Annotated in this window: 17 protein-coding genes; 9 read left to right on the forward strand and 8 right to left on the reverse strand. The window is 71.9% G+C overall.

The genetic code is table 11. From position 1 onward, the window contains the following. Positions 1-8: 8 nt before the first annotated feature. From J5Y09_RS18125 to J5Y09_RS18140, 4 genes are read right to left on the reverse strand one after another with little or no spacing between them, the layout of a single operon-like run. Positions 9-803 (reverse strand): ABC transporter permease subunit, encoded by a 795-nt coding sequence (locus tag J5Y09_RS18125; RefSeq protein ID WP_209353234.1) that lies wholly within the window; start codon positions 801-803, stop codon positions 9-11. Beyond that, the gene (locus J5Y09_RS18130; protein WP_342451500.1) at positions 803-1,630 is read right to left on the reverse strand and encodes an ABC transporter permease; all 828 of its coding nucleotides are present in this window, start codon (positions 1,628-1,630) and stop codon (positions 803-805) included. The genes J5Y09_RS18125 and J5Y09_RS18130 overlap by 1 nt, the downstream gene beginning before the upstream one ends. Next, positions 1,627-2,673 carry an ABC transporter ATP-binding protein gene (locus tag J5Y09_RS18135; protein WP_209353235.1) on the reverse strand — a complete coding sequence of 349 codons (1,047 nt, stop codon included), beginning with the start codon at positions 2,671-2,673 and terminating at the stop codon, positions 1,627-1,629. Before J5Y09_RS18135 ends, J5Y09_RS18130 begins: the two co-directional genes overlap by 4 nt. A gap of 1 nt (position 2,674) precedes the next feature. Next, on the reverse strand, positions 2,675-3,766 hold the full coding sequence (locus J5Y09_RS18140) for a polyamine ABC transporter substrate-binding protein (protein ID WP_209353236.1): 1,092 nt from the start codon (positions 3,764-3,766) through the stop codon (positions 2,675-2,677). 226 nt (positions 3,767-3,992) lie between these two features. Here J5Y09_RS18140 and J5Y09_RS18145 point away from each other — a divergent pair, with 226 nt between their 5' ends. Genes J5Y09_RS18145 through J5Y09_RS18155 form a run of 3 tightly spaced genes read left to right on the forward strand, consistent with a single transcriptional unit; the run spans position 3,993 to position 7,018 of the window. Further along, positions 3,993-4,646 carry a hypothetical protein gene (locus tag J5Y09_RS18145; protein ID WP_209353237.1) on the forward strand — a complete coding sequence of 218 codons (654 nt, stop codon included), beginning with the start codon at positions 3,993-3,995 and terminating at the stop codon, positions 4,644-4,646. A 37-nt stretch (positions 4,647-4,683) separates the two neighbouring features. After that, positions 4,684-6,621, forward strand: a complete 1,938-nt coding sequence (locus J5Y09_RS18150; RefSeq protein WP_209353238.1) for a glycosyl hydrolase family 28-related protein — start codon at positions 4,684-4,686, stop codon at positions 6,619-6,621. Between the two features lie 19 nt (positions 6,622-6,640). Then, a complete protein-coding gene (locus tag J5Y09_RS18155; RefSeq protein WP_209353239.1) occupies positions 6,641-7,018 on the forward strand; it encodes a phage tail fiber protein in 378 nt (125 codons plus the stop codon). Here the strand turns inward: J5Y09_RS18155 and J5Y09_RS18160 are convergent, their stop codons facing one another. Next, a complete protein-coding gene (locus tag J5Y09_RS18160; RefSeq protein ID WP_209353240.1) occupies positions 7,019-7,408 on the reverse strand; it encodes a hypothetical protein in 390 nt (129 codons plus the stop codon). It lies immediately after the preceding gene. Positions 7,409-7,444: 36 nt separating this feature from the next. Between J5Y09_RS18160 and J5Y09_RS18165 the strand changes: the two genes are divergently transcribed. Together J5Y09_RS18165 and J5Y09_RS18170 are read left to right on the forward strand one after the other, a co-directional pair. Further along, positions 7,445-8,116 (forward strand): structural protein, encoded by a 672-nt coding sequence (locus tag J5Y09_RS18165; RefSeq protein WP_209353241.1) that lies wholly within the window; start codon positions 7,445-7,447, stop codon positions 8,114-8,116. After that, positions 8,113-8,355: a hypothetical protein gene (locus J5Y09_RS18170; protein ID WP_209353242.1), complete on the forward strand. Its 243-nt coding sequence runs from the start codon at positions 8,113-8,115 to the stop codon at positions 8,353-8,355. Before J5Y09_RS18165 ends, J5Y09_RS18170 begins: the two co-directional genes overlap by 4 nt. 137 nt (positions 8,356-8,492) lie before the next feature. Here the strand turns inward: J5Y09_RS18170 and J5Y09_RS18175 are convergent, their stop codons facing one another. Together J5Y09_RS18175 and J5Y09_RS18180 are read right to left on the reverse strand one after the other, a co-directional pair. Then, complete coding sequence (locus J5Y09_RS18175) at positions 8,493-10,616, reverse strand: putative bifunctional diguanylate cyclase/phosphodiesterase (protein ID WP_209353243.1); 2,124 nt, start codon at positions 10,614-10,616, stop codon at positions 8,493-8,495. Further along, on the reverse strand, positions 10,613-11,407 hold the full coding sequence (locus J5Y09_RS18180; protein WP_209353244.1) for an alpha/beta fold hydrolase: 795 nt from the start codon (positions 11,405-11,407) through the stop codon (positions 10,613-10,615). Before J5Y09_RS18180 ends, J5Y09_RS18175 begins: the two co-directional genes overlap by 4 nt. 688 nt (positions 11,408-12,095) lie before the next feature. Between J5Y09_RS18180 and J5Y09_RS18185 the strand changes: the two genes are divergently transcribed. From J5Y09_RS18185 to J5Y09_RS18200, 4 genes are all read left to right on the forward strand, one after another. After that, entirely contained in the window at positions 12,096-13,409 is a 1,314-nt protein-coding gene (locus tag J5Y09_RS18185; protein WP_209353245.1) for an RNA-dependent RNA polymerase family protein, read from the forward strand. A 560-nt stretch (positions 13,410-13,969) separates the two neighbouring features. Next, on the forward strand, positions 13,970-14,707 hold the full coding sequence (locus J5Y09_RS18190) for a recombinase family protein (protein WP_209353246.1): 738 nt from the start codon (positions 13,970-13,972) through the stop codon (positions 14,705-14,707). 435 nt (positions 14,708-15,142) lie between these two features. After that, complete coding sequence (locus tag J5Y09_RS18195) at positions 15,143-15,367, forward strand: hypothetical protein (protein ID WP_209353247.1); 225 nt, start codon at positions 15,143-15,145, stop codon at positions 15,365-15,367. Between the two features lie 175 nt (positions 15,368-15,542). Continuing rightward, complete coding sequence (locus tag J5Y09_RS18200; RefSeq protein ID WP_209353248.1) at positions 15,543-16,397, forward strand: hypothetical protein; 855 nt, start codon at positions 15,543-15,545, stop codon at positions 16,395-16,397. Positions 16,398-16,789: 392 nt separating this feature from the next. Here J5Y09_RS18200 and J5Y09_RS18205 read toward each other — a convergent pair whose 3' ends face one another. Continuing rightward, a complete protein-coding gene (locus tag J5Y09_RS18205; RefSeq protein ID WP_209353249.1) occupies positions 16,790-17,071 on the reverse strand; it encodes a hypothetical protein in 282 nt (93 codons plus the stop codon). Positions 17,072-17,267: the final 196 nt, after the last annotated feature.

The following is a 17,267-nucleotide window of genomic DNA, read 5'->3' on the forward strand; positions in this document are numbered from 1 at the left end:
GCGATCCGTCAGCCGCGGCGCGGGCGCAGCAGCAGCACGACCAGCCCCAGCATGGCGCCGACGCCGAGCACCACCACGGCGCCAAGCGCGTTCACCTCCGGCGTCAGCCCCAGCCGCAGCATGGAGAACAGCGCGATGGGCAGCGTCGTGCCCGCCGGCCCCGAAACGAAGGAGGCGATGACGACGTCGTCCAGCGACAGGGTGAAGGCGAGCAGCCAGCCCGCCGCCAGGGCTGGTGCGACCAGCGGCAGCGTCACAGTGCGGAAGGCGATGAAGGGGGTGGCGCCGAGGTCCATCGCCGCTTCCTCCAGGCTGCGGTCGGCCTCGGCCAGCCGGGCCTGCACCACCACCGCGACGAAGGCCGCACCCAGCGTCGCATGGGCCAGCAGCACCGTCGTGGCCCCCCGCCCCGCGGGCCAGCCGATGGCGGCTTCCAGCGCGACGAACAGCAGCAGCAGCGACAGGCCCGTCACCACTTCCGGCAGGACCAGCGGCGCGCCGATCAGCGCGCCGAACAGCGCCCGGCCACGGAAGGGCCCGAAGCGCGCCAGCGCCCAGCCCGCCACGCCGCCGAGCAGGACCGCAAGGCTCGCCGCCCCCGCCGCGATGCGCAGGGACAGCAGCGCCGCCTCCACCAGCCTTTCATTGGCGGCCAGCGCGGCGAACCAGCGCAGGGAGAACCCGCCCCATTGGTAGGGGATGCGGTCCGCGCTGAAGGCATAGGCGACCAGCAGCAGGATGGGCGCCCAGAGGAAGGCGAAGCCCAGGCCCATCGCCCAGCGGATCGCCCGCCCACGCCGCATCACCGCGCCTCCAGCCGCTGGAACAGGCGGATCGGCAGGATCAGCAGGACCAGCAGCGACAGCGCGAGCGCGGCGGCCACCGGCCAGTCCCGGTTCTGGAAGAATTCCTGCCAGAGCACGCGGCCGACCATCTGCGCCTCCGGCGGGCCCATCAGGTCGGGGATCACGAATTCCCCCGCGGCCGGGATGAATACCAGCAGGAAGGCGGCGAGCGCGGCGGGCAGCGTCGCCGGCAGCGTGACGGTGACGAACACCGTCGCCGGCCGCGCCCCCAGATCCGCCGCCGCTTCCTCCAGCGTCGGATCGAGCCGCAGCAGCGCGGCGAACAACGGCAGCACCGCGAAGGGCAGGTAGGCATGCACCATGCCGGCCAGCATCGCCCCTTCGGTGTACAGCATGGGCAGCGGCGCCTCGATCAGCCCCGCGCCGCGCAGCAGGCCGTTGATCCAGCCCTCGTCCCGCAGCAGGCCGATCCAGGCGCCGACGCGCAGCAGGAAGCCGGTCCAGAAGGGCAGCATCAGCGCCGCCAGCAGCAGCACCCGCCGCCCCGGCGCGGCGCGCGCGATGCCCATCGCCATCGGATAGGCAACCAGCAGGCACAGCGCCGCCGTGACCGCCGCGACCCGCAGCGCGGTGACCAGCGCGTCGAGGTAGTAGGTGTCCTCGACCAGCGGCGCGAAGCCCGCGCCGGACAGCGCCAGGCGGAAGGGCGGCAGGCCGGCGTCGGGGTCGGCCAGCGCGATGGCGCCCAGGATCGCCGCCGGCCCCGCGACGAACAGCAGCAGCCAGGCCCAGGCGGGGGCGAGAAGCAGCGCGCGCCGCGTCACGCCGGCAACGCCACCACATCCGCCGCCGCCCAGCCCAGGACGATGTCGGCGCCGCGCGCGGGCGGCGCGCCATCCTCCTCGGCATGCGCGACGCGCAGCACCGCACCCGCCTCGGTGCGCACGAGCAGCAGCGAATCATCGCCGCGGAAGGCGACGTCCTCCACCCTGCCGCGGACGCTGTTCGGTCCTTCCCCGGGCGTGGCGAGGATGGCGATGCGTTCGGGCCGCAGCGCCACGGCGACGGTGCCGGGCGGGATCTCGCCGGCGAAGGTGATGCCTGCCTCCGCACTCTCGAAGCGGCCATCGGCCGCGCGGCCTTCCAGCACATTCGCCGCGCCGAGGAAGCGCGCGACGAAGCGGCTCGCCGGCCGTTCGTAGATCGCGCGCGGCGGGCCCACCTGCGCGATCCGCCCGCCATCCAGCAGCGCGACGCGGTCCGCCAGCGCCAGCGCTTCCTCCTGGTCGTGCGTGACCATGACGAAGGCCGCCCCCGTCTCCCGCTGCAGGGCGCGCAGCTCGAAGCCGGTGCGTTCGCGCAGCCCGGCATCCAGCGCGCCCAGCGGTTCATCGAGCAGCAGCAGGCGCGGGCGCATCACCAGGCTGCGCGCGAGCGCGACCCGCTGCTTCTGCCCGCCGGACAATTGCTGCGGGCGGCGCCGGTCGAAGCCCTCGAGGCCCACCATCGCCAGCGCGTCGCCCACGCGCCTCGCGCGCTCGGCCGCCGCCACGCCCGCGCGGCGCAGCCCGTATGCGACGTTGTCCGCGACGGTCAAATGCGGGAACAGCGCGTAGGACTGGAACATCATGTTGACCGGCCGCGCCCAGGGCGGCGTCGCGGAAATGTCCCGGCCATCCAGCAGCAGCCGCCCGGCATCCGGTGCTTCGAAGCCCGCGATGATGCGCAGCAGCGTGGACTTGCCCGAACCCGATCCGCCGAGCAGGGCGAAGAACTCGCCCTCCGCGATGTCGAGGTCGAGCGCGTCCAGCGCCACCGTCGCGCCGAAGCGCTTGGTCAGCGCCTCGGCCGACAGAAGCGCGCCCATGTCAGCGCCCGGCCTTGAACCTCGCCCAGAGCCTGGTGCGCGCGCGCTCCGCCTCCCGCGGCGGGGTGCCGGCGACGAAGGTCTCGGCGAGCAGCGCGGCCTCGGGGAAGACGCTGCGGTCGTTGCGCACCGCTTCCTCGACCAGCGGGCGGCTCGCCGGCACCGCGTTGGGGTAGCGCACATGGCTGGTGATGCCCGCCATCACGTCGGGCTGGAGGAGGAAGTTGATGAAGGCGTGCGCGGCCTCAGGGTTCGGCGCATCGGCCGGGATCGCCAGCATGTCGAACCACAGCTGCGCGCCGCGCGGCATGACGTAGGCGACCTCGACGCCGCGGTTCGCCTCCCGCGCGCGGGCCTGGGCCTGGATCACGTCGCCCGAATAGGTCAGCGCGACGCAGGCCTCCCCGCTGGCCAGCGCGTCGAGGATGGAGGAGGACGGCACGATCGCGCGCACATGCCGGCGGATCGCCATCAGCGCGTCGCCCGCCGCGCGCAGGTCCTCGGCCGAGGTGCCGTTCGGGTCGCGCCCGAGCCAGCGCTGGACGGAAGGCAGCACGTCGGTCGGGCTGTCCATCACCATGATGCCGCAGCGCGCGAGCCGCGCGGCGTTCTCCGGCCGCAGCAGGATGTCGAGGCTGTCGAGCGGCACGTCGGGCCCGAGGGCGGCGCGCACGCGGTCGACGCGGATGCCGAGCCCGACCGTGCCCCACAGATACACCGCGCCATGCCGGTTGCCCGGATCGATGGACGCGACGCGTTCCATCAGCACGGGGTCGAGGTTGCGCCAGTTCGGGATGCGCGCGCGGTCGATCTCCCGCAGCCCGCCGGCGCGCAGCAGCCGCGCGAAGGATGGCTCGCTGGTGGGGACGATGATGTCGTAGCCCGAACGCCCGGCCGACAGGCGGCCTTCCAGCGTCTCGAGGCTGTCGTAGACGTCGTAGCGGACGCGGATGCCCGTCTCCCGCGTAAAGCGCGCGACGGCGTAGGGGTCGATGTAGTCGGACCAGTTGTACACGTTCAGCACGCGCTCCTGCGCCGCGGCCGGCAGGGCGGCGAGCAGCAGGGCGATCATGGGCAGCAGGCGTCGGAGCATCGGCGCGGGTCCCTCGGGCGTCGTTCGGCGGCGAGGCTTCAGAGTAATGGCGCGTGCCGCGCGCGCCATCCCCTGGCCGGCGCGGCGCCATCGTTAGGATAATTTACCTTGACGCGCGGCGAACATTCCTGTATCGCACCGTCATCACCGGGCGAAGTGCGCCCGCCGCTCCCCCCCTCCATCCCGACCCAGCGCGACCGCCCATGCGGCGGGCGAGGAGCCCTGCATGCCCTATTCCGACGCCGGCCTCTCGGCGCTCAGCACCGCGAACGGCTTCACGCTGTGGCACTACCGGACCACCGACGACCGCGCGACGGTCCTGGCACCCGGCTACTTCGCGCCGGCGGCGGGGCGGCTGCTGCCGGGCGACATCGTCATCGTCCAGGCCTCGGACGCGACCGCCATCGTGCCCATCCGCGGCGGCACGCTGCCGGGCGGCGGCGTGACGGTGGACGGTTCGGGAAGCCAGCCGGCGCTGCTGCGCTCGGTGCTGCTGCCCTTCTCGGTCGCGCTGCCCGCAACGGCGGTCGCCCGCGCGATCGAGCCGGACCCGCTGCCCGGCATCGTCGTGACCGGGGACCCGATCGCCGCCGGCGCGACGGTGACCGGCCCGATCGCGGCCGTGACCTTCGTGCTGCGCAGCGCAAGCGGGGCGGACGCCACCGCGCCCGTCACCGTGCCGGTCTCGGCCGGCCGGGCCGATGCCGCCTTCGACGCGCCCGCGCCGGGCGGCGGCTACCGCCTGCTGGCGCGCGACGCCGCGGACCCGACGCTCTTCGCCCTCTCCTCCCCCGTCTCGGTCGTGCTGCCGCCGCGCCTGCTGACCGAGGCCGGCGGGCGCCTGCTGCTCGAGGACGGCTTCCTCCTCCTCCTCGCCTGACCCCCTTCCTTCCCGCCCATCGGAGACACCGCGCACCATGTCCGACAGCAAGATCAGCGCCCTGCCCGCCGTCGCGGCCACGGCGGATGCCGACCTCCTGCCCATCGTGCAGGGCAGCGGCCCGGCCGCCACCACGCGGCGGGCGAGCCTTGCCCAGCTGCGGGGCGGCCTGTTCGCCGACCGCGCCGTGCATGTGCGCGACTTCGGCGCCGTGGGCGACGGCGTCGCGAACGACGCGCCGGCGATCCAGGCGGCGATCGACGCGCTCGCGGCCGCGGGCGGCGGCGTGGTGGAATTCGGCCCGCGCCGCTACCGCCTCGCCGGGCCCGTGGTGGCGGACGGCGTGACCATCCGCCTCCAGGGCGCGGGCTACACGGAAGGGCCCGGCCCGGCCGACGGCACATGGCTGGTCGTGGACGGCACGGGCTTCACCCCCTTCACCTTCACCGGCGCGAATGCGCGCGGGTCGGCGGTGCGCGACCTCGCGGTCTACCAGGTGCACGCGGCCGCGCAGGTGCCGGGCTGGGCGCCGACCAACTACGACTTCGTCTTCCGCATCCAGGACTGCCTCGGCGCGGTCGAGTTCGACAACGTGTTCCTCTGCGCCATCAACCGCGGCATCTGGTGCGACAATTCCGGGCGGCTGACGATCGAGCGCCTGCGCGGCCAGGTCTTCACCACCGGCGTCGAGATCGACCGCGCCTTCGACACCTGCCGGATCGAGCACGCGCATTTCTGGCCCTTCGCCGCGCCGGACGACGACGTCGTGCGCTGGCAGCAGCTCAACACGGATGCGATCGTCTGCCGGCGCGTGGACGGCATCTTCATCGACGACGTCTTCGCGCTCGGCGCGCGGTCGGTGCTGCGCTTCGCGTCGTCGGCCTCGGGCATCACGCAGAAATTCTACGTGGGCAACCTCTATGCCGACTTCGCGCTGAACGGCATCTGGGTGGAAGGCAACGGCACTTCCGGCCAGATCGCCAACGCGACCGTGCAGTGCGAGCTGTTCAACGGTGCCGCCGCCCCCCTGCCCGGCAGCCACGGGCTGCGCATCGACGCGAACAACACGCGCATCCAGGTCGGCAACCTCCGCATCGACGACGCCGAGAGCAACTCGGTGCGGATCAACGGCGTGGGCAACCGGCTCGACGTCTTCGCCTTCCGCGCCGAGTTCTTCAACCGGCTGAACGACGGCTCGGCCGCCATCCACGTCTCGAACGTCGCGTTGGGGACACCGAACGCGGTCTTCCTCGGCTCCGCAGCCCTGCTGTCCAACGGCAATGGCGGGCCGCTCGCGAACGCGGGCACCAACGGCCATGTCTCGGCGGGCGCGCCGGCCGGACGGCTCGACCGGCCGGGGCTTGCGCTGGGCGGCGAGGCGACCGGCCTCTTTGCCCCTGCCGCGAACGAGATCGCCGCCGTCGCCGGCGGGGTCGAGGTGCTGCGCGCGGGTGCCACGGGCAACGTGACCATCGGCGCGGCGAACGGGCTGCACGGCCTCGGCGTCACCACGCCCGCCGCCTCCGTCAACCGCCTGGTGGCCAGCGGCGCCGCGGCGGGCGGCACGCCGGGCCTCGCCGCCCAGGGCAGCGACGCCAACCTCGCGATCAACCTGGCGGCCAAGGGCACCGGCATGATCCGGCTGCAGACGCGCGGCGGCAGCGCGGTGGAGGTCGACGCGCTGTCCACCCCCACCAACCGCATCCTGCTGCGCGGCAATGCCTCGGGCGGCGCGCCGCGGGTCGAGGCGGCGGGCGGGGACACCAATGTCGCGCTCGACCTGCGCGCGAAGGGTACCGCGCCGGTCGCCGTCAGCATGCCGCTGCAGTTGCCCGCCTACACGGTCGCGACGCTGCCCAGCCCGCTGACCTTCACGCGCTGCATCGCCTTCGTCTCGGACGGCACGGCGAACAAGCGGCTCGCGGTCAGCGACGGCGTCGCCTGGCGCTGGCCGGACGGGAACGTGGTGGGCTGAGCAGGAAAGGCAGACCGAGATGACCGCATTGACCGACTACGCGAAGAACCTGCTCGGCCGCGCGCTGGCCGGCCGGCAGCCCGCCCTGCCGACCGCGGTCTGGGCCGCGCTCGGCACCGGGGGCACGGATGCCGCCGGCGTCACTGGCGAACCCGCCGCGCCCACCGGCTATGCCCGCCAGCCCGTCGCCTTCACCGGCAGCGGCGCGCAGCGCAACGCCGCGCCGGTCCGCTTCGCCTTCACCGCGGCCGCGGGCACCATCACCCATGTCGGGCTGTTCGACGCGGTGGCGGGGGGCAATCCGCTCGCCTGGGCGCCGCTCGGCACGCCGGCGAACCTGCCGGCCGCCGGCACCATCACCGTGCCGGCGGAAAGCCTGACCATCGCGCCGGACTGATCACTGTTCCGCCGGCCGGGCGCGGATCAGGCCCCCGGCCGAGCGGCCCGCATCGATCAGCGCCTGGGTGCGGTCGAGCGACCAGGTCGCGCCCATCTGCGGGCGCAGGTCGCCGAGCCTTTCGTCCACCACCGCGTAGGTGACGAGGAAGCCGCGGCCGACGCGCCCGGCGATCACCGACAGTTCCAGCACCATGAAGCTCGCATGCAGTTCCGGCGTGCAGGAACCGTTTCGCTCGATCGCGATCCGCGCCTCCCGCTGCAGGCCGGCGGCGAAGGCGTTCGCGTCGTCCCGCGCATCCGCGTGGCGGACGACATGGATGCAGGAGGCCGCCGCCGGCGCCGCCGCCGCCCAACCCGCCAGCGCCAGCACCGCCGCGCGCATCGCCATTCCCATCCCCTTCCCCCGCATCGCGAGGAGCATCGCATGGACCCCCGCCAGACCCGCGGATACCGCAACCGCAACCCGGGCAACATCGACCATGTCCCCGCCAATCGCTGGCAGGGCCTGGCCGAGCCGCCGGTCGAACCCCCGCCCCCGGGCGGCGGGCGCGCCCGCTTCGCGCGCTTCGTCTCCCATGAATACGGGATCCGCGCGCTGGCTTCGCTGCTCATCACCTACCAGGACCGGCACGGGCTGCGCAGCATCCGCGGCATCGTCAGCCGCTGGGCGCCGGGGGCGGAGAACGACACGGAAGCCTACATCGCCGCCGTCGCGCGGCGGACGGGGCGGCATCCGCGCGCAATGCTGGACCTGCACCGGCACGAGGATCTCCGCCCGCTGGTCGAAGCCGTCATCCATCACGAGATCGGCGGCATGCCTTACGACCGCGCGACGATCGACGCCGGGCTGCGGCTCGCGGGCGTGGTGCCGGAAGGTGCCGCCGCCGTCGCGCGGACCGGCACGGCGCGGGCGGCGGCGGGCACGGCGGCGGCGGGCGCGGCGGCGGTGGCCATCGTGCAGCCGGCGGCCGAAGCCCTCGCCCAGGCCGCCCCGGCGCTGTCAGCGCTGCGGGACATCTCGCCCTTCGTCGCGGTGGCGCTGATCCTTGCCGTCGCGGGCTTCTTTGTCTGGCAGCGCGCGCGGCGCGCGGCATGAGCGCCCTTCTCGCGGCCCTCTGGGGCCGCGTCTCGGGCTGGGTGGCGGGGCTTGCGGCCGCGCTGGCGCTGCTCGCGGCCGCATGGGCGGCCGGGCGGCGCGACGGGCGGCGCGCCTCCGAGGCCGCGGCCCTGCGCCGCGCGGCACGCATAAGGGAGATTCGCGATGCGGTGGACAGCGATGTGGATCGCGCTGGCGATGCTGCCGGCGAGCTGCGCCGGGACTGGCGGCGGCGGTGAGGCCTGCGCGCCCTGGCGCCCGGTGCTGGTCTCGGAGGCCGATGCGCTGAGCGAGGCGACGGCGCGGGCTATCCTGGCGCACAACCGGACGGGGCGGCGGCTGTGCGGGTGGTGATGCCCGGCGCCCGCCCGCCGGGTCAGGCCGCGGCCATGCGCGCGCGCAGGAGATCCTCCTGCGGCACAGGCCGGCCGAACAGGTAGCCCTGCGCCTCCGTGCACCCCGCGCGCGCGAGCAGGCGCAGCTGGCCCTCGGTCTCGACGCCCTCGGCCGTGCAGGTCATGCCCAGGCGCCGGCACAGCGCCGCCACGGCCTCGATGATGGCGGCGTCGCCTTCTTCCGTCTCGGCTTCCCGCAGGAAGTAGCGGTCGATCTTGACCCGGTCGAAGGGGAAGGAGCGCAGGCAGGCGAGCGAGGAATAGCCCGTCCCGAAATCGTCCATGGCGAAGGCGACGCCCATCGCGCGCAGCCGGTGCATGGCGCCGAGCACCGCCTCCGTCCGCTCCAGCAGGACGCCCTCGGTGATCTCGAGCTCGAGGCGCGAGGGAGCGAGCCCGCTGTCGCGCAGCGCGTCGGCGACCGCGTCCATCAGCGCGGGGTCGCGCAGCTGCAGCGGCGAGAGATTGACGGCGACGCGGAGGTTCCGGTCAGGCCAGGTGGCCGCGTCGCGGCAGGCCTGGCGCAGCGCGAAGGCGCCGAGCCGGCTGATCTGCGCCGTCTCCTCCGCCACCTGGACGAAGGCGCCGGGCAGAAGCAGCCCATGGCCGGGACGGTCCCAGCGCACCAGCGCCTCATGCCCGCGCACGGTGCGCGTGGCCACGTCCACCACCGGCTGGTAGTGCAGCAGCAATTCGCCGTCCGCGAGCGCCTGGCGGAGGGCCTCGCCGATCTCGAGTTTCGTGCGCTGCTCGGCCGCCATGGCGGGCTCGAACACGGCGTGCCGGCCGCGCCCGGCGCGCTTGGCGCAGTACAGCGCGACGTCGGCCTCCGCCAGCAGGGCCTCGGGCGTCGTGTCGCGCCCGGCGGCGAAGGCGATGCCGATCGAGGTGCCGATCTCGGCCCGCTCACCCCCGAGCGTGTAGGGGGCGCTGACCGCGGCGACGATGCGCGCCGCGACGGCCTCCGCATGCGCCTCGGCATCGCCGCCGCTGCGGCCCGCGCTCGCCAGCACGATGCCGAACTCGTCGCCGCCGAAGCGCGCCACGGTGTCGTCGCCGCGCAGCTCGGCGCGCAGGCGGCTGGCGACCGCCTGCAGCAGCGCATCGCCGGCGGGGTGGCCGAGCCGGTCGTTGACCTGCTTGAAGCGATCGAGGTCGAGGCACAGCACCGCGAGGCGCCCCCCGGTCGAATCCAGCGCCGCGCGGAGCCGCTCGGCGAAGCGGACGCGGTTCGCGAGCCCGGTCAGCGGGTCATGCGTCGCCATGTGCCGGATGCGCTCGGCGGCGCGCTGGCGCTCCTCCTCGGCCTGGCGTTCCGGCGTCACGTCCCGGAAGAACACCGTGATGCCGCCGCCGAGGGCGGGAAAGGCCTTCACCTGCAGCCAGACCGCGCCATGGACGAGACCCTGGACGGGTTCCGCCACCTGCCCGTCCATCGCCCGCGCGAAGGCGGCGAGGAAGCGCCCTTCGGGGTCGCGGGGGAAGGCCGCGCGAATGTCCGCGCCGGGCTCGATCACGATGCCGAGGCCGGCGGCGCTCGGATTCGCGTAGGCGAGGCGCCAGCCCGGTTCGACCAGCAGCACGCCGTCGGTGGTGCTTTCCAGGATCGCGGACAGCCGCGCGCGCGACGCCTCCACGCTCGCCCGCGCCTGGTCGGCGGCCTTGCGGGCCTCGAGCAGGTCGCGCTCGTAGAGCCGGCGCTCCGTCGCGTCGAACAGGATGCCGCGCAACAGCGGCGGCGCGCCGCCGGGCTGTTCCACGCGCTGGAAGCTGGCGAGCACGGGCAGCGCCGTGCCGTCTGCCCGCCGGAGATCCAGCGCGATCTCGTTGACCCGGCCCTGCAACGTCGCGACGGGCAGGCACTTCATGTTGAAGACGACCCAGCTCGCCGCCGTCAGCACATCGCGCAGCCACAGCTCGTGGCCCGGCCGGCCGAGTTCCGCCCCGGTCCAGTCGAGCAGCGTGCGGTTCGCGCCGAGCAGCAGCCCGTCGCGGCGCATCGTCAGGTAGGCGCAGGGCGCGCTTTCGTAGAACGCGCGCAGATCCTCGGGGCGGTCCGAGGCCGGCAGCAGTTCCGCATCCGGCCCAGGCGCCGCGTCGGTCATCCCAGCCAGGCCCGGATCGCCCGCGCCGTTTCCTCCGGCGCGCTGACATGCGGGCAATGCCCCTTGGCGCCGAGATGCACGAGGCTGCTGCCGCGCACCTGGCCGGCGACCCAGTGGCCGACCTCCACCGGCGCGACGGCGTCGTCCGCGGATTGCAGGATCAGCGTCGGCACGCCGAGCAGGGGCAGGTCGGCCCGGCAGTCCGAGGTGAAGGTCACGCGCGCGAAGACGCGGGCGGCGCCCGGTTCCATGCGGCAGAAGCTGGCCTCGAGCTCGGCGGCGAGTTCTGGGCGTTCGGGATTGCCCATGATGACGGGCGCCATCTGCGCCGCCCAGGCGTGGTGGTTGCCGTCGAGCAGGTCGAGCAGGCCCTCGATGTCCGCACGCTCGAATCCGCCGCGGTAGTCGCCGTCGTTCAGGTAGCAGGGCGAAGGGCCGACCATGACGAGCGCGTCGAAGAGTTCGGGCGCACGGATCGCCGCCAGGGCGCCGATCATGGCGCTGACCGAATGGCCGACGAAGGTGACGGGGCCGCGGCCGAGGTCGCGGATGAGGTCGCAGAGATCCTCGGCATGGCCCGCGAGGCTGCCGTGCCGGACGGGGTCGTGCAGCGTCGGCTCGGCGCGGCCGCAGCCGGCGAGGTCGAAGAGCACGACGCGATGGTCGGCGGCGAAGGCGGGCGCAACGAAGCGCCACATGGTCTGGTCGCAGCCATAGCCATGCGCGAAGACGATGGTGTGGGCCCGCTCGGGGCCATAGGCGCGCAGATTGTGGCGGGCGCAGGCCGACATGACGCGTGATCCTCCGCTGTCCTGCTCACATTCTCGTCGCGACACGTTAATGATCGGCCAAAATGCCGATCACCGAATGTTCGAGGCGGGGGCGGATGGGCGGGGGCCGCAGACCGGGGGGGGAGCTGGTGCTGCTGGAGAGGATTGAAAGGTCGCCCCGCCACACCACGTACTGGAAAATCAACAACATAGAGACGCCGCCACGCCGGGCATTGTGCCCTTGTTTTGTGCCTTGTCGAGCCCCGTCAGGTTATCACGCCCGATATGGGCGAATGACGTCGGCCTCTTGAAACCATGGCGCGGGGTTCCCACCTCAGTGCGGCCCCGGCACGACTAGGTCCGGGTGAGGTCAGTTGAAGAACGCAAGCACGATTTCGTTTCTCCATGTCGCGGCCCGGCCCTGCCGGACCCAGATATGAACGAGAAGCCGGAACACCGTGATGGCGACCTTCACCGCGATCCAGCCCTCCGGGCAGGCATCGTAACAACTGACGTTGGCTTTGAGGTGCCGGACGCCGCGTATTGGGGTTCGAGTGAAAACGGGGCTTAGGCGGGGTCTCACGGACGATGCCGGGCCTTTGTCGACGGGTCTTCTAGCCGTCGGGTTCGTCGGAGGGGTATCCGGCTGTGCCGGGGGGTTCGCACCCGACCCTGCCCCCCGACATGCCAAACCTTCGGGAGGGGACAGTTGCGGTCGAGACTGCGGAAGAAGCCAGACGACTGGTTCGCTCCCAGAAACTACCCGCACTTTGATCGGCCCGTCAGTGATCGCTCCGTCGCGGAGGGCATCGTCGCGTCGTTCACGAAGTCACCCGAGCAATATCGCTTCCTGCCTCTTATCTCCTTCAAGCGATGGGCGCGCCGTTGGCGAACGGACGAGAAATCCGGCCGCACACGGGAGAGTTGGAAGAAGCGCCCCCTCGCGTACTGCTCAAATCGCGACGCACATGTGCTTGCGTACGTTGGTTGGGAATTGTCGGCGGCATACGAGGAGGCGCTGAAGCGAGCCGGTCTCGACAACGTCGTCGTCGGGTACAGGCTCGGCCGCTCTAACGTCACGACAGCCCGCGATGCATTCGCTGACGTGCAACGGCTGGGCACCTGCACGACCATTGCCCTGGACCTTAAGCACTTCTTCGACACAATCCGCCACCGCGTCCTGAAGCGGTGCTGGGAGGACGTGCTGGGCAGCGGACTGCCACCACACCACTATGCTGCGTTCAGGGCGATTACCCGGTTCGCTTTGGTTGATCGTGGCGCGTGTCTCAAGCGGCTCGGGCTGCCGCCACGAACGCAGTCAAGGAAGTTGCCGCGTCCCCTGTGCTCACCCGATGCGTTTCGCGCCGCCGTCCGCGGGCGGAAGACCGCAAGCGGAGGTGGGGGTTTGGTCGAGGTCAACCAGAACGCTTTTGGCATCCCGCAGGGAACGCCGATGTCAGCCATCGCGGCCAATGTCGCGATGTTCCGCTTCGACTGCGCGGTGGCCGCCGAGGCCGCGCGCGTGGGTGGAACGTATCGCCGCTACTCGGACGACATTCTGCTAGTCTGCCCGCCCGCCGCTGCCAATTCGCTGCTCGATTTCCTTCGCGACGCTCTCATCCGCCACTGCGAAGGGCTGACACTCAACGACGACAAGACGAGCCGCGTCGAGTTCCCCGGCGGCCGCCTCCCCGCAAATGTCAAGCACATGCAGTATCTCGGTTTCCTGTTCAACGGAGAGCGCGCGGTCCTGCGCGCATCGACCATCTCGCGGTTCTATGGACGGATGCGTCGCGCTGTTAAGTCGGCACAGCACGACCTAACGAACGACAAGTTCCAGGGGTCGCCGAAAGGCGGGCGGCCTGTCCTTCAGCGCCGCAAACTGATGCACAGTTTCAGCCACCTCGGTCGTGACAGTCTGCTGAGAACATACGCGAAGGTTGCCGGGAAGGTGTTTCAGCGCCGCGCAATCATGCGCCAGTTGAGGCGGCACCTCGAACGACTCAATTCTCTAACTCGGTGAGCCGTCGCCCTCGGTTGAAAACTAGCCGGGAATTCACGGACGTATTTCCAGGGTCGCGCACGCGCATTTCCCCCCCGTCCCCCCCCACCAAGTGACCCAGAGTAGCCCCCGCGCCGGTCATCCATGGTGCCCCTTGGCAGCCAACGCCAGTCGCCTGGACTATGCCGCGCCAGAGGCGGAGGGACGCGAATGCGCGCTTTGATCATCTTCACAGTCGTGGCTTTCACAGCGAGCGAGGCGCACGCGGACTATTGGAGTGACCGATACGGAGGCGGCATCGGCCCCTTCAATCTTTTCGGGCTGCTCGCTGGCATTGGTGCGGCAGCGTGGGCAAGGCTCCGCGGCTGGGAAGCGGGCGATAGGTTTCGCGACGGGGACTTCATACGGACCTGGGGTGCGCCAATTCAGATGTTCATCCTTTTCGGCTTTATCGGGAGCCTTGTCGGTTGTGCGGTGGGATATTGACCCCTTGTCATTTCCCGCCAACGAACGATGACGCTACTTGACATACTCGACCTAGCGGAGTCGGATGAGGAAGGACCTCATCGGAACCGCTGCCCATGGACATTGCCGTGCCCCGCACCTTCATCGCTTACGCCCGCGTCAGCACGGAACGGCAGGGACGCAGCGGCCTTGGCTTAGACGCGCAGGAGGCGGCGATCCGCGCCTTCCTCCGCCCCGGCGACCGGCTGCTGACCCCCACCTTTGTGGAGGTCGAAAGCGGCCGCCGGAATGACCGGCCGGAACTCGCCAAGGCGCTGGCAAAATGCCGCGCAACGGGCGCGACGCTGCTGGTTGCCAAACTCGACCGACTCGCCCGCAACGCCCGGTTCCTCCTCAGCGTGGTCGAGGGCACGGGCGACGCTGGCGTCGTATTCCTCGACCTCCCGACGATCCCGCCCGGACCCGTGGGCAAGTTCCTGCTGACGCAAATGGCGGCCGTGGCCGAACTTGAGGCGGGGCTCATTGGCCAGCGCACGCGCGCCGCACTCGCCGCCGCCAAGGCCCGCGGACAGACGCTCGGCGGCCTAAGGCCCGGCCAGCGACTTCCCGACACGCAAGCGGCGCAGCGCGGCGCGGCGGCATCCCAGGAAGCACGTCAGCGGAAGGCAGACCACGCCGCCCATCGCGTCCTTTCGCGCATTGAAGCCCTGCGCGCCGAAGGCGCGTCGCTCGCCAGCGTCGCTGCTGCCCTCTCGGCCGAAGGCGTCCCCACGCCGCGAGGGGGAAGCGCATGGACTGCAACGGCCGTCCGCCGCGCCATGCTGCGCGCCTCCGTCGCGTCCGTGGAGGGCTGACCGGTGGACCGCGACTGGGCCGCCCGGTTGCACGCGCTGGAAAACCCTGGCGCGCCCGCATTGCCGGGGACCTGGACGGCGTCCACGTCCGTGCCTGACGTCCGCCGCGACGCCAGCCCGGCGCCCATTGGCGGTCACAGCCCGCGGCGCGCTCCTGAGACGCCGAGGCCGCCCGGTGAATGGCGGCGCGAGGCGCGCGACTGGTCCGGCATCGTTGCCCAGGCAGCCGCCTTCGTCGCGCTGGCCGCCCTCGCTTTCGCACAGTAACGGCCGGGCACTGGGCAGCAGGGCGCCCGCGCGGCGTGCATTTCAGAAGCGCAGCCTCTTTAGTCGACACTCTCACAGAAGGACCGCCAACGCCGTGGGGCGTCCTTCGTCATCGCCGGCGCATCTGCGCGCCCCTGTTTGTCAGTCTGCACTCCAGAAGGCCACCGCATGAGCCACCTTGCGACCTACCCCACGATCTCCGTCCGCTCCACGCAGGAGGACGCGGCGAACCTCGCGGCCATCGCTGATGCACTCCGCGCTTCCTCCCGCCGGCCTTTCCTCCCCGCCACCGCGGCGATCCGCGCCGCGCTCCGCGCCGCCGCAATCCTCGCGCGCCAGGGGAACCTAGACGCCGTCCTCGCGCGGTATCGCGCGGACCTTGCGGGGCACTGACGACCAGGCGCGGCGGCCAACGCTGAGACGCTCCTGAGGCGCCCCCGCGCCCCCCCCCTCCTATCTGCGCCGGGCCGTCGCCCGCGCCGCTTACAGACAACGCCGGCCCGCCACGGGGCCTCTCCTTGCGCCACACCGCCGTGGCGCGGAGGGCGCGCACCCACGGGATCACGAGATGTCCACCACGACTGTCCACGCGGCGACACTGTCGCCCCAGACGCTAGCGCTTGCCGTCGCCGACTGCGTGCTGCGCGGTCTTTGCCCCGATACCGCGTGCGCCGCTCTTCCTCGGGAGGACCCGCTGAGAGTCCGCGCGATGCACGAGGCCGTCTTAGCGTCGCGCGAGGATGTCTTCGTTGAGCCGCTTCCCGGCCGCGGCGCGAAACGCGGCAAGCGCGGAGGCACGCGTCGCCCATCCGGCCGGGCACATGCCCGCGGACTGACCCTCTCGGAGATCGAGGAGGAGACTGGAATATCGCGGTCCACGCTCAAGGCCGCGATGATCCATCAAGGATACCTCGCGGACGCCTACCACGGGCGTCAGCGACGGACGCTGGTGACAGAGGCTGCCGAACGCGCGGGCCTGGGGCACAATGTCGAGACCACCGGGAAGCACAGCCCGCGCATAAGCGGCTTCGCCCGCTCCGCCCCATTCCCAGTGTTTTTCGCAGACCGCCTGGACGACGTCCTGTGGACGCTCGACTTGGGCCGGATCGCCGCGCACTGCGCCCGGCTGGCGGACAAGCGCCGGCGCCTGGAGTGGCTCGTTCGCTGGCACCACTACCTCCCGAACGACGAACTGAAGAGGCTCAGCGGGATGTCTCAGAGGTCCGTTGAGGCGGCGGCGGCTAAAGCCCGTGCCGCGGCTGAAGACCAACGACGACGCACTGCTGCTGGCAGCGCGCCGCCCTTGATCCGTGGTTGGGCGCTGATGGAGATGGCAGAGAACGGCGGGCGCCTCCGCCGCCCGTCACCGTCGCTCTTGGCCAGACCATCGGACGTTCCACAGGACCGCTCCGAGACACGCTGAGCCACGCCTGTGGACTCGCCGATGGTACGCCTGAGCAGGGCGCGAGCGCGGGAGCGCGTGCTTGGTCGCCCGACCTAGGGAATCCCACACGATCAACCTCACGACACCCTGTGCGCCTTGGGTGTTCGTGTGGTCTAGCCGCGGGCGTCGGAAGCGACGCTCTCGCGCCCGCCACCAGGGTCCAAGGACCACGCAAGGAGAGTTCCTAAAGACCCCCCTGCTTTAACTTGCGACCGCAAAAAGGCCGTCACGCGGGCCCGCGCCACATCGGTCCGGCCGCCACTGTCACCCATCATCCGAGCGCCTCCCCGCATCCACCGCGATGCGCGGGAGACACGGGCGCGCTTCATCCAAGGAGCAGACCCATGCAATCCGTCCCCGCGATTCCTGCCTCACCGTCGCCCCACCAAATCGTCACACGTCACCGCCGCGGCATCGAGACCGTGACATGCGGAGGTCTCTCGGCGTCGCATCGCACCGATGCCCTCCGGCGCCTCTGCCGAGCAATGGTCGCGGCGGGTCTCGTAGGCCCGGCCGAGGTCCGCGACGAGGGTGGGCGACTGCGCCTCACCGTCCGTGCCGTCGAGCGTGCCGCGCGCTTCACGCTGCACGAAGACGACAGCGGGCTCCGTCTGCGTCCCCATCGCGACTGGACGGCCGAGCGCGACCGGCACGTGGCGACCAAGGACGGCGTTTCGACGTCCGCCGCATCGTCCCCACCAGCGGCGCCGCAAGCAGCCCTGGAGCCGCCAGCGTCGCACCCGTGCGGCATCCCTGAGTTCGCGGCGTGACGGCCCCGCCGCGATTCGAAATGGAGAAATCCCCCATGCCCCCGCTAGCCTCTTGCACACCCCCGCCGTCCGCCTTGCC

This window comes from Roseomonas nitratireducens (genome assembly GCF_017813355.1).
Classification (GTDB): Bacteria; Pseudomonadota; Alphaproteobacteria; order Acetobacterales; family Acetobacteraceae; genus Neoroseomonas; species Neoroseomonas nitratireducens.

Bases quoted from the DNA above. Each gene is read 5' to 3' on its own strand.
- J5Y09_RS18155 (WP_209353239.1), top strand. From the start codon at position 6,641: ATGACCGCATTGACCGACTACGCGAAGAACCTGCTCGGCCGCGCGCTG.
- J5Y09_RS18190 (WP_209353246.1), top strand. From the start codon at position 13,970: ATGGACATTGCCGTGCCCCGCACCTTCATCGCTTACGCCCGCGTCAGC.
- J5Y09_RS18135 (WP_209353235.1), bottom strand. From the start codon at position 2,673: ATGGGCGCGCTTCTGTCGGCCGAGGCGCTGACCAAGCGCTTCGGCGCG.
- J5Y09_RS18200 (WP_209353248.1), top strand. From the start codon at position 15,543: ATGTCCACCACGACTGTCCACGCGGCGACACTGTCGCCCCAGACGCTA.
- J5Y09_RS18125 (WP_209353234.1), bottom strand. From the start codon at position 803: ATGCGGCGTGGGCGGGCGATCCGCTGGGCGATGGGCCTGGGCTTCGCC.
- J5Y09_RS18150 (WP_209353238.1), top strand. From the start codon at position 4,684: ATGTCCGACAGCAAGATCAGCGCCCTGCCCGCCGTCGCGGCCACGGCG.
- J5Y09_RS18195 (WP_209353247.1), top strand. From the start codon at position 15,143: ATGAGCCACCTTGCGACCTACCCCACGATCTCCGTCCGCTCCACGCAG.
- J5Y09_RS18145 (WP_209353237.1), top strand. From the start codon at position 3,993: ATGCCCTATTCCGACGCCGGCCTCTCGGCGCTCAGCACCGCGAACGGC.
- J5Y09_RS18140 (WP_209353236.1), bottom strand. From the start codon at position 3,766: ATGCTCCGACGCCTGCTGCCCATGATCGCCCTGCTGCTCGCCGCCCTG.
- J5Y09_RS18175 (WP_209353243.1), bottom strand. From the start codon at position 10,616: ATGACCGACGCGGCGCCTGGGCCGGATGCGGAACTGCTGCCGGCCTCG.
- J5Y09_RS18160 (WP_209353240.1), bottom strand. From the start codon at position 7,408: ATGGCGATGCGCGCGGCGGTGCTGGCGCTGGCGGGTTGGGCGGCGGCG.
- J5Y09_RS18180 (WP_209353244.1), bottom strand. From the start codon at position 11,407: ATGTCGGCCTGCGCCCGCCACAATCTGCGCGCCTATGGCCCCGAGCGG.
- J5Y09_RS18165 (WP_209353241.1), top strand. From the start codon at position 7,445: ATGGACCCCCGCCAGACCCGCGGATACCGCAACCGCAACCCGGGCAAC.
- J5Y09_RS18170 (WP_209353242.1), top strand. From the start codon at position 8,113: ATGAGCGCCCTTCTCGCGGCCCTCTGGGGCCGCGTCTCGGGCTGGGTG.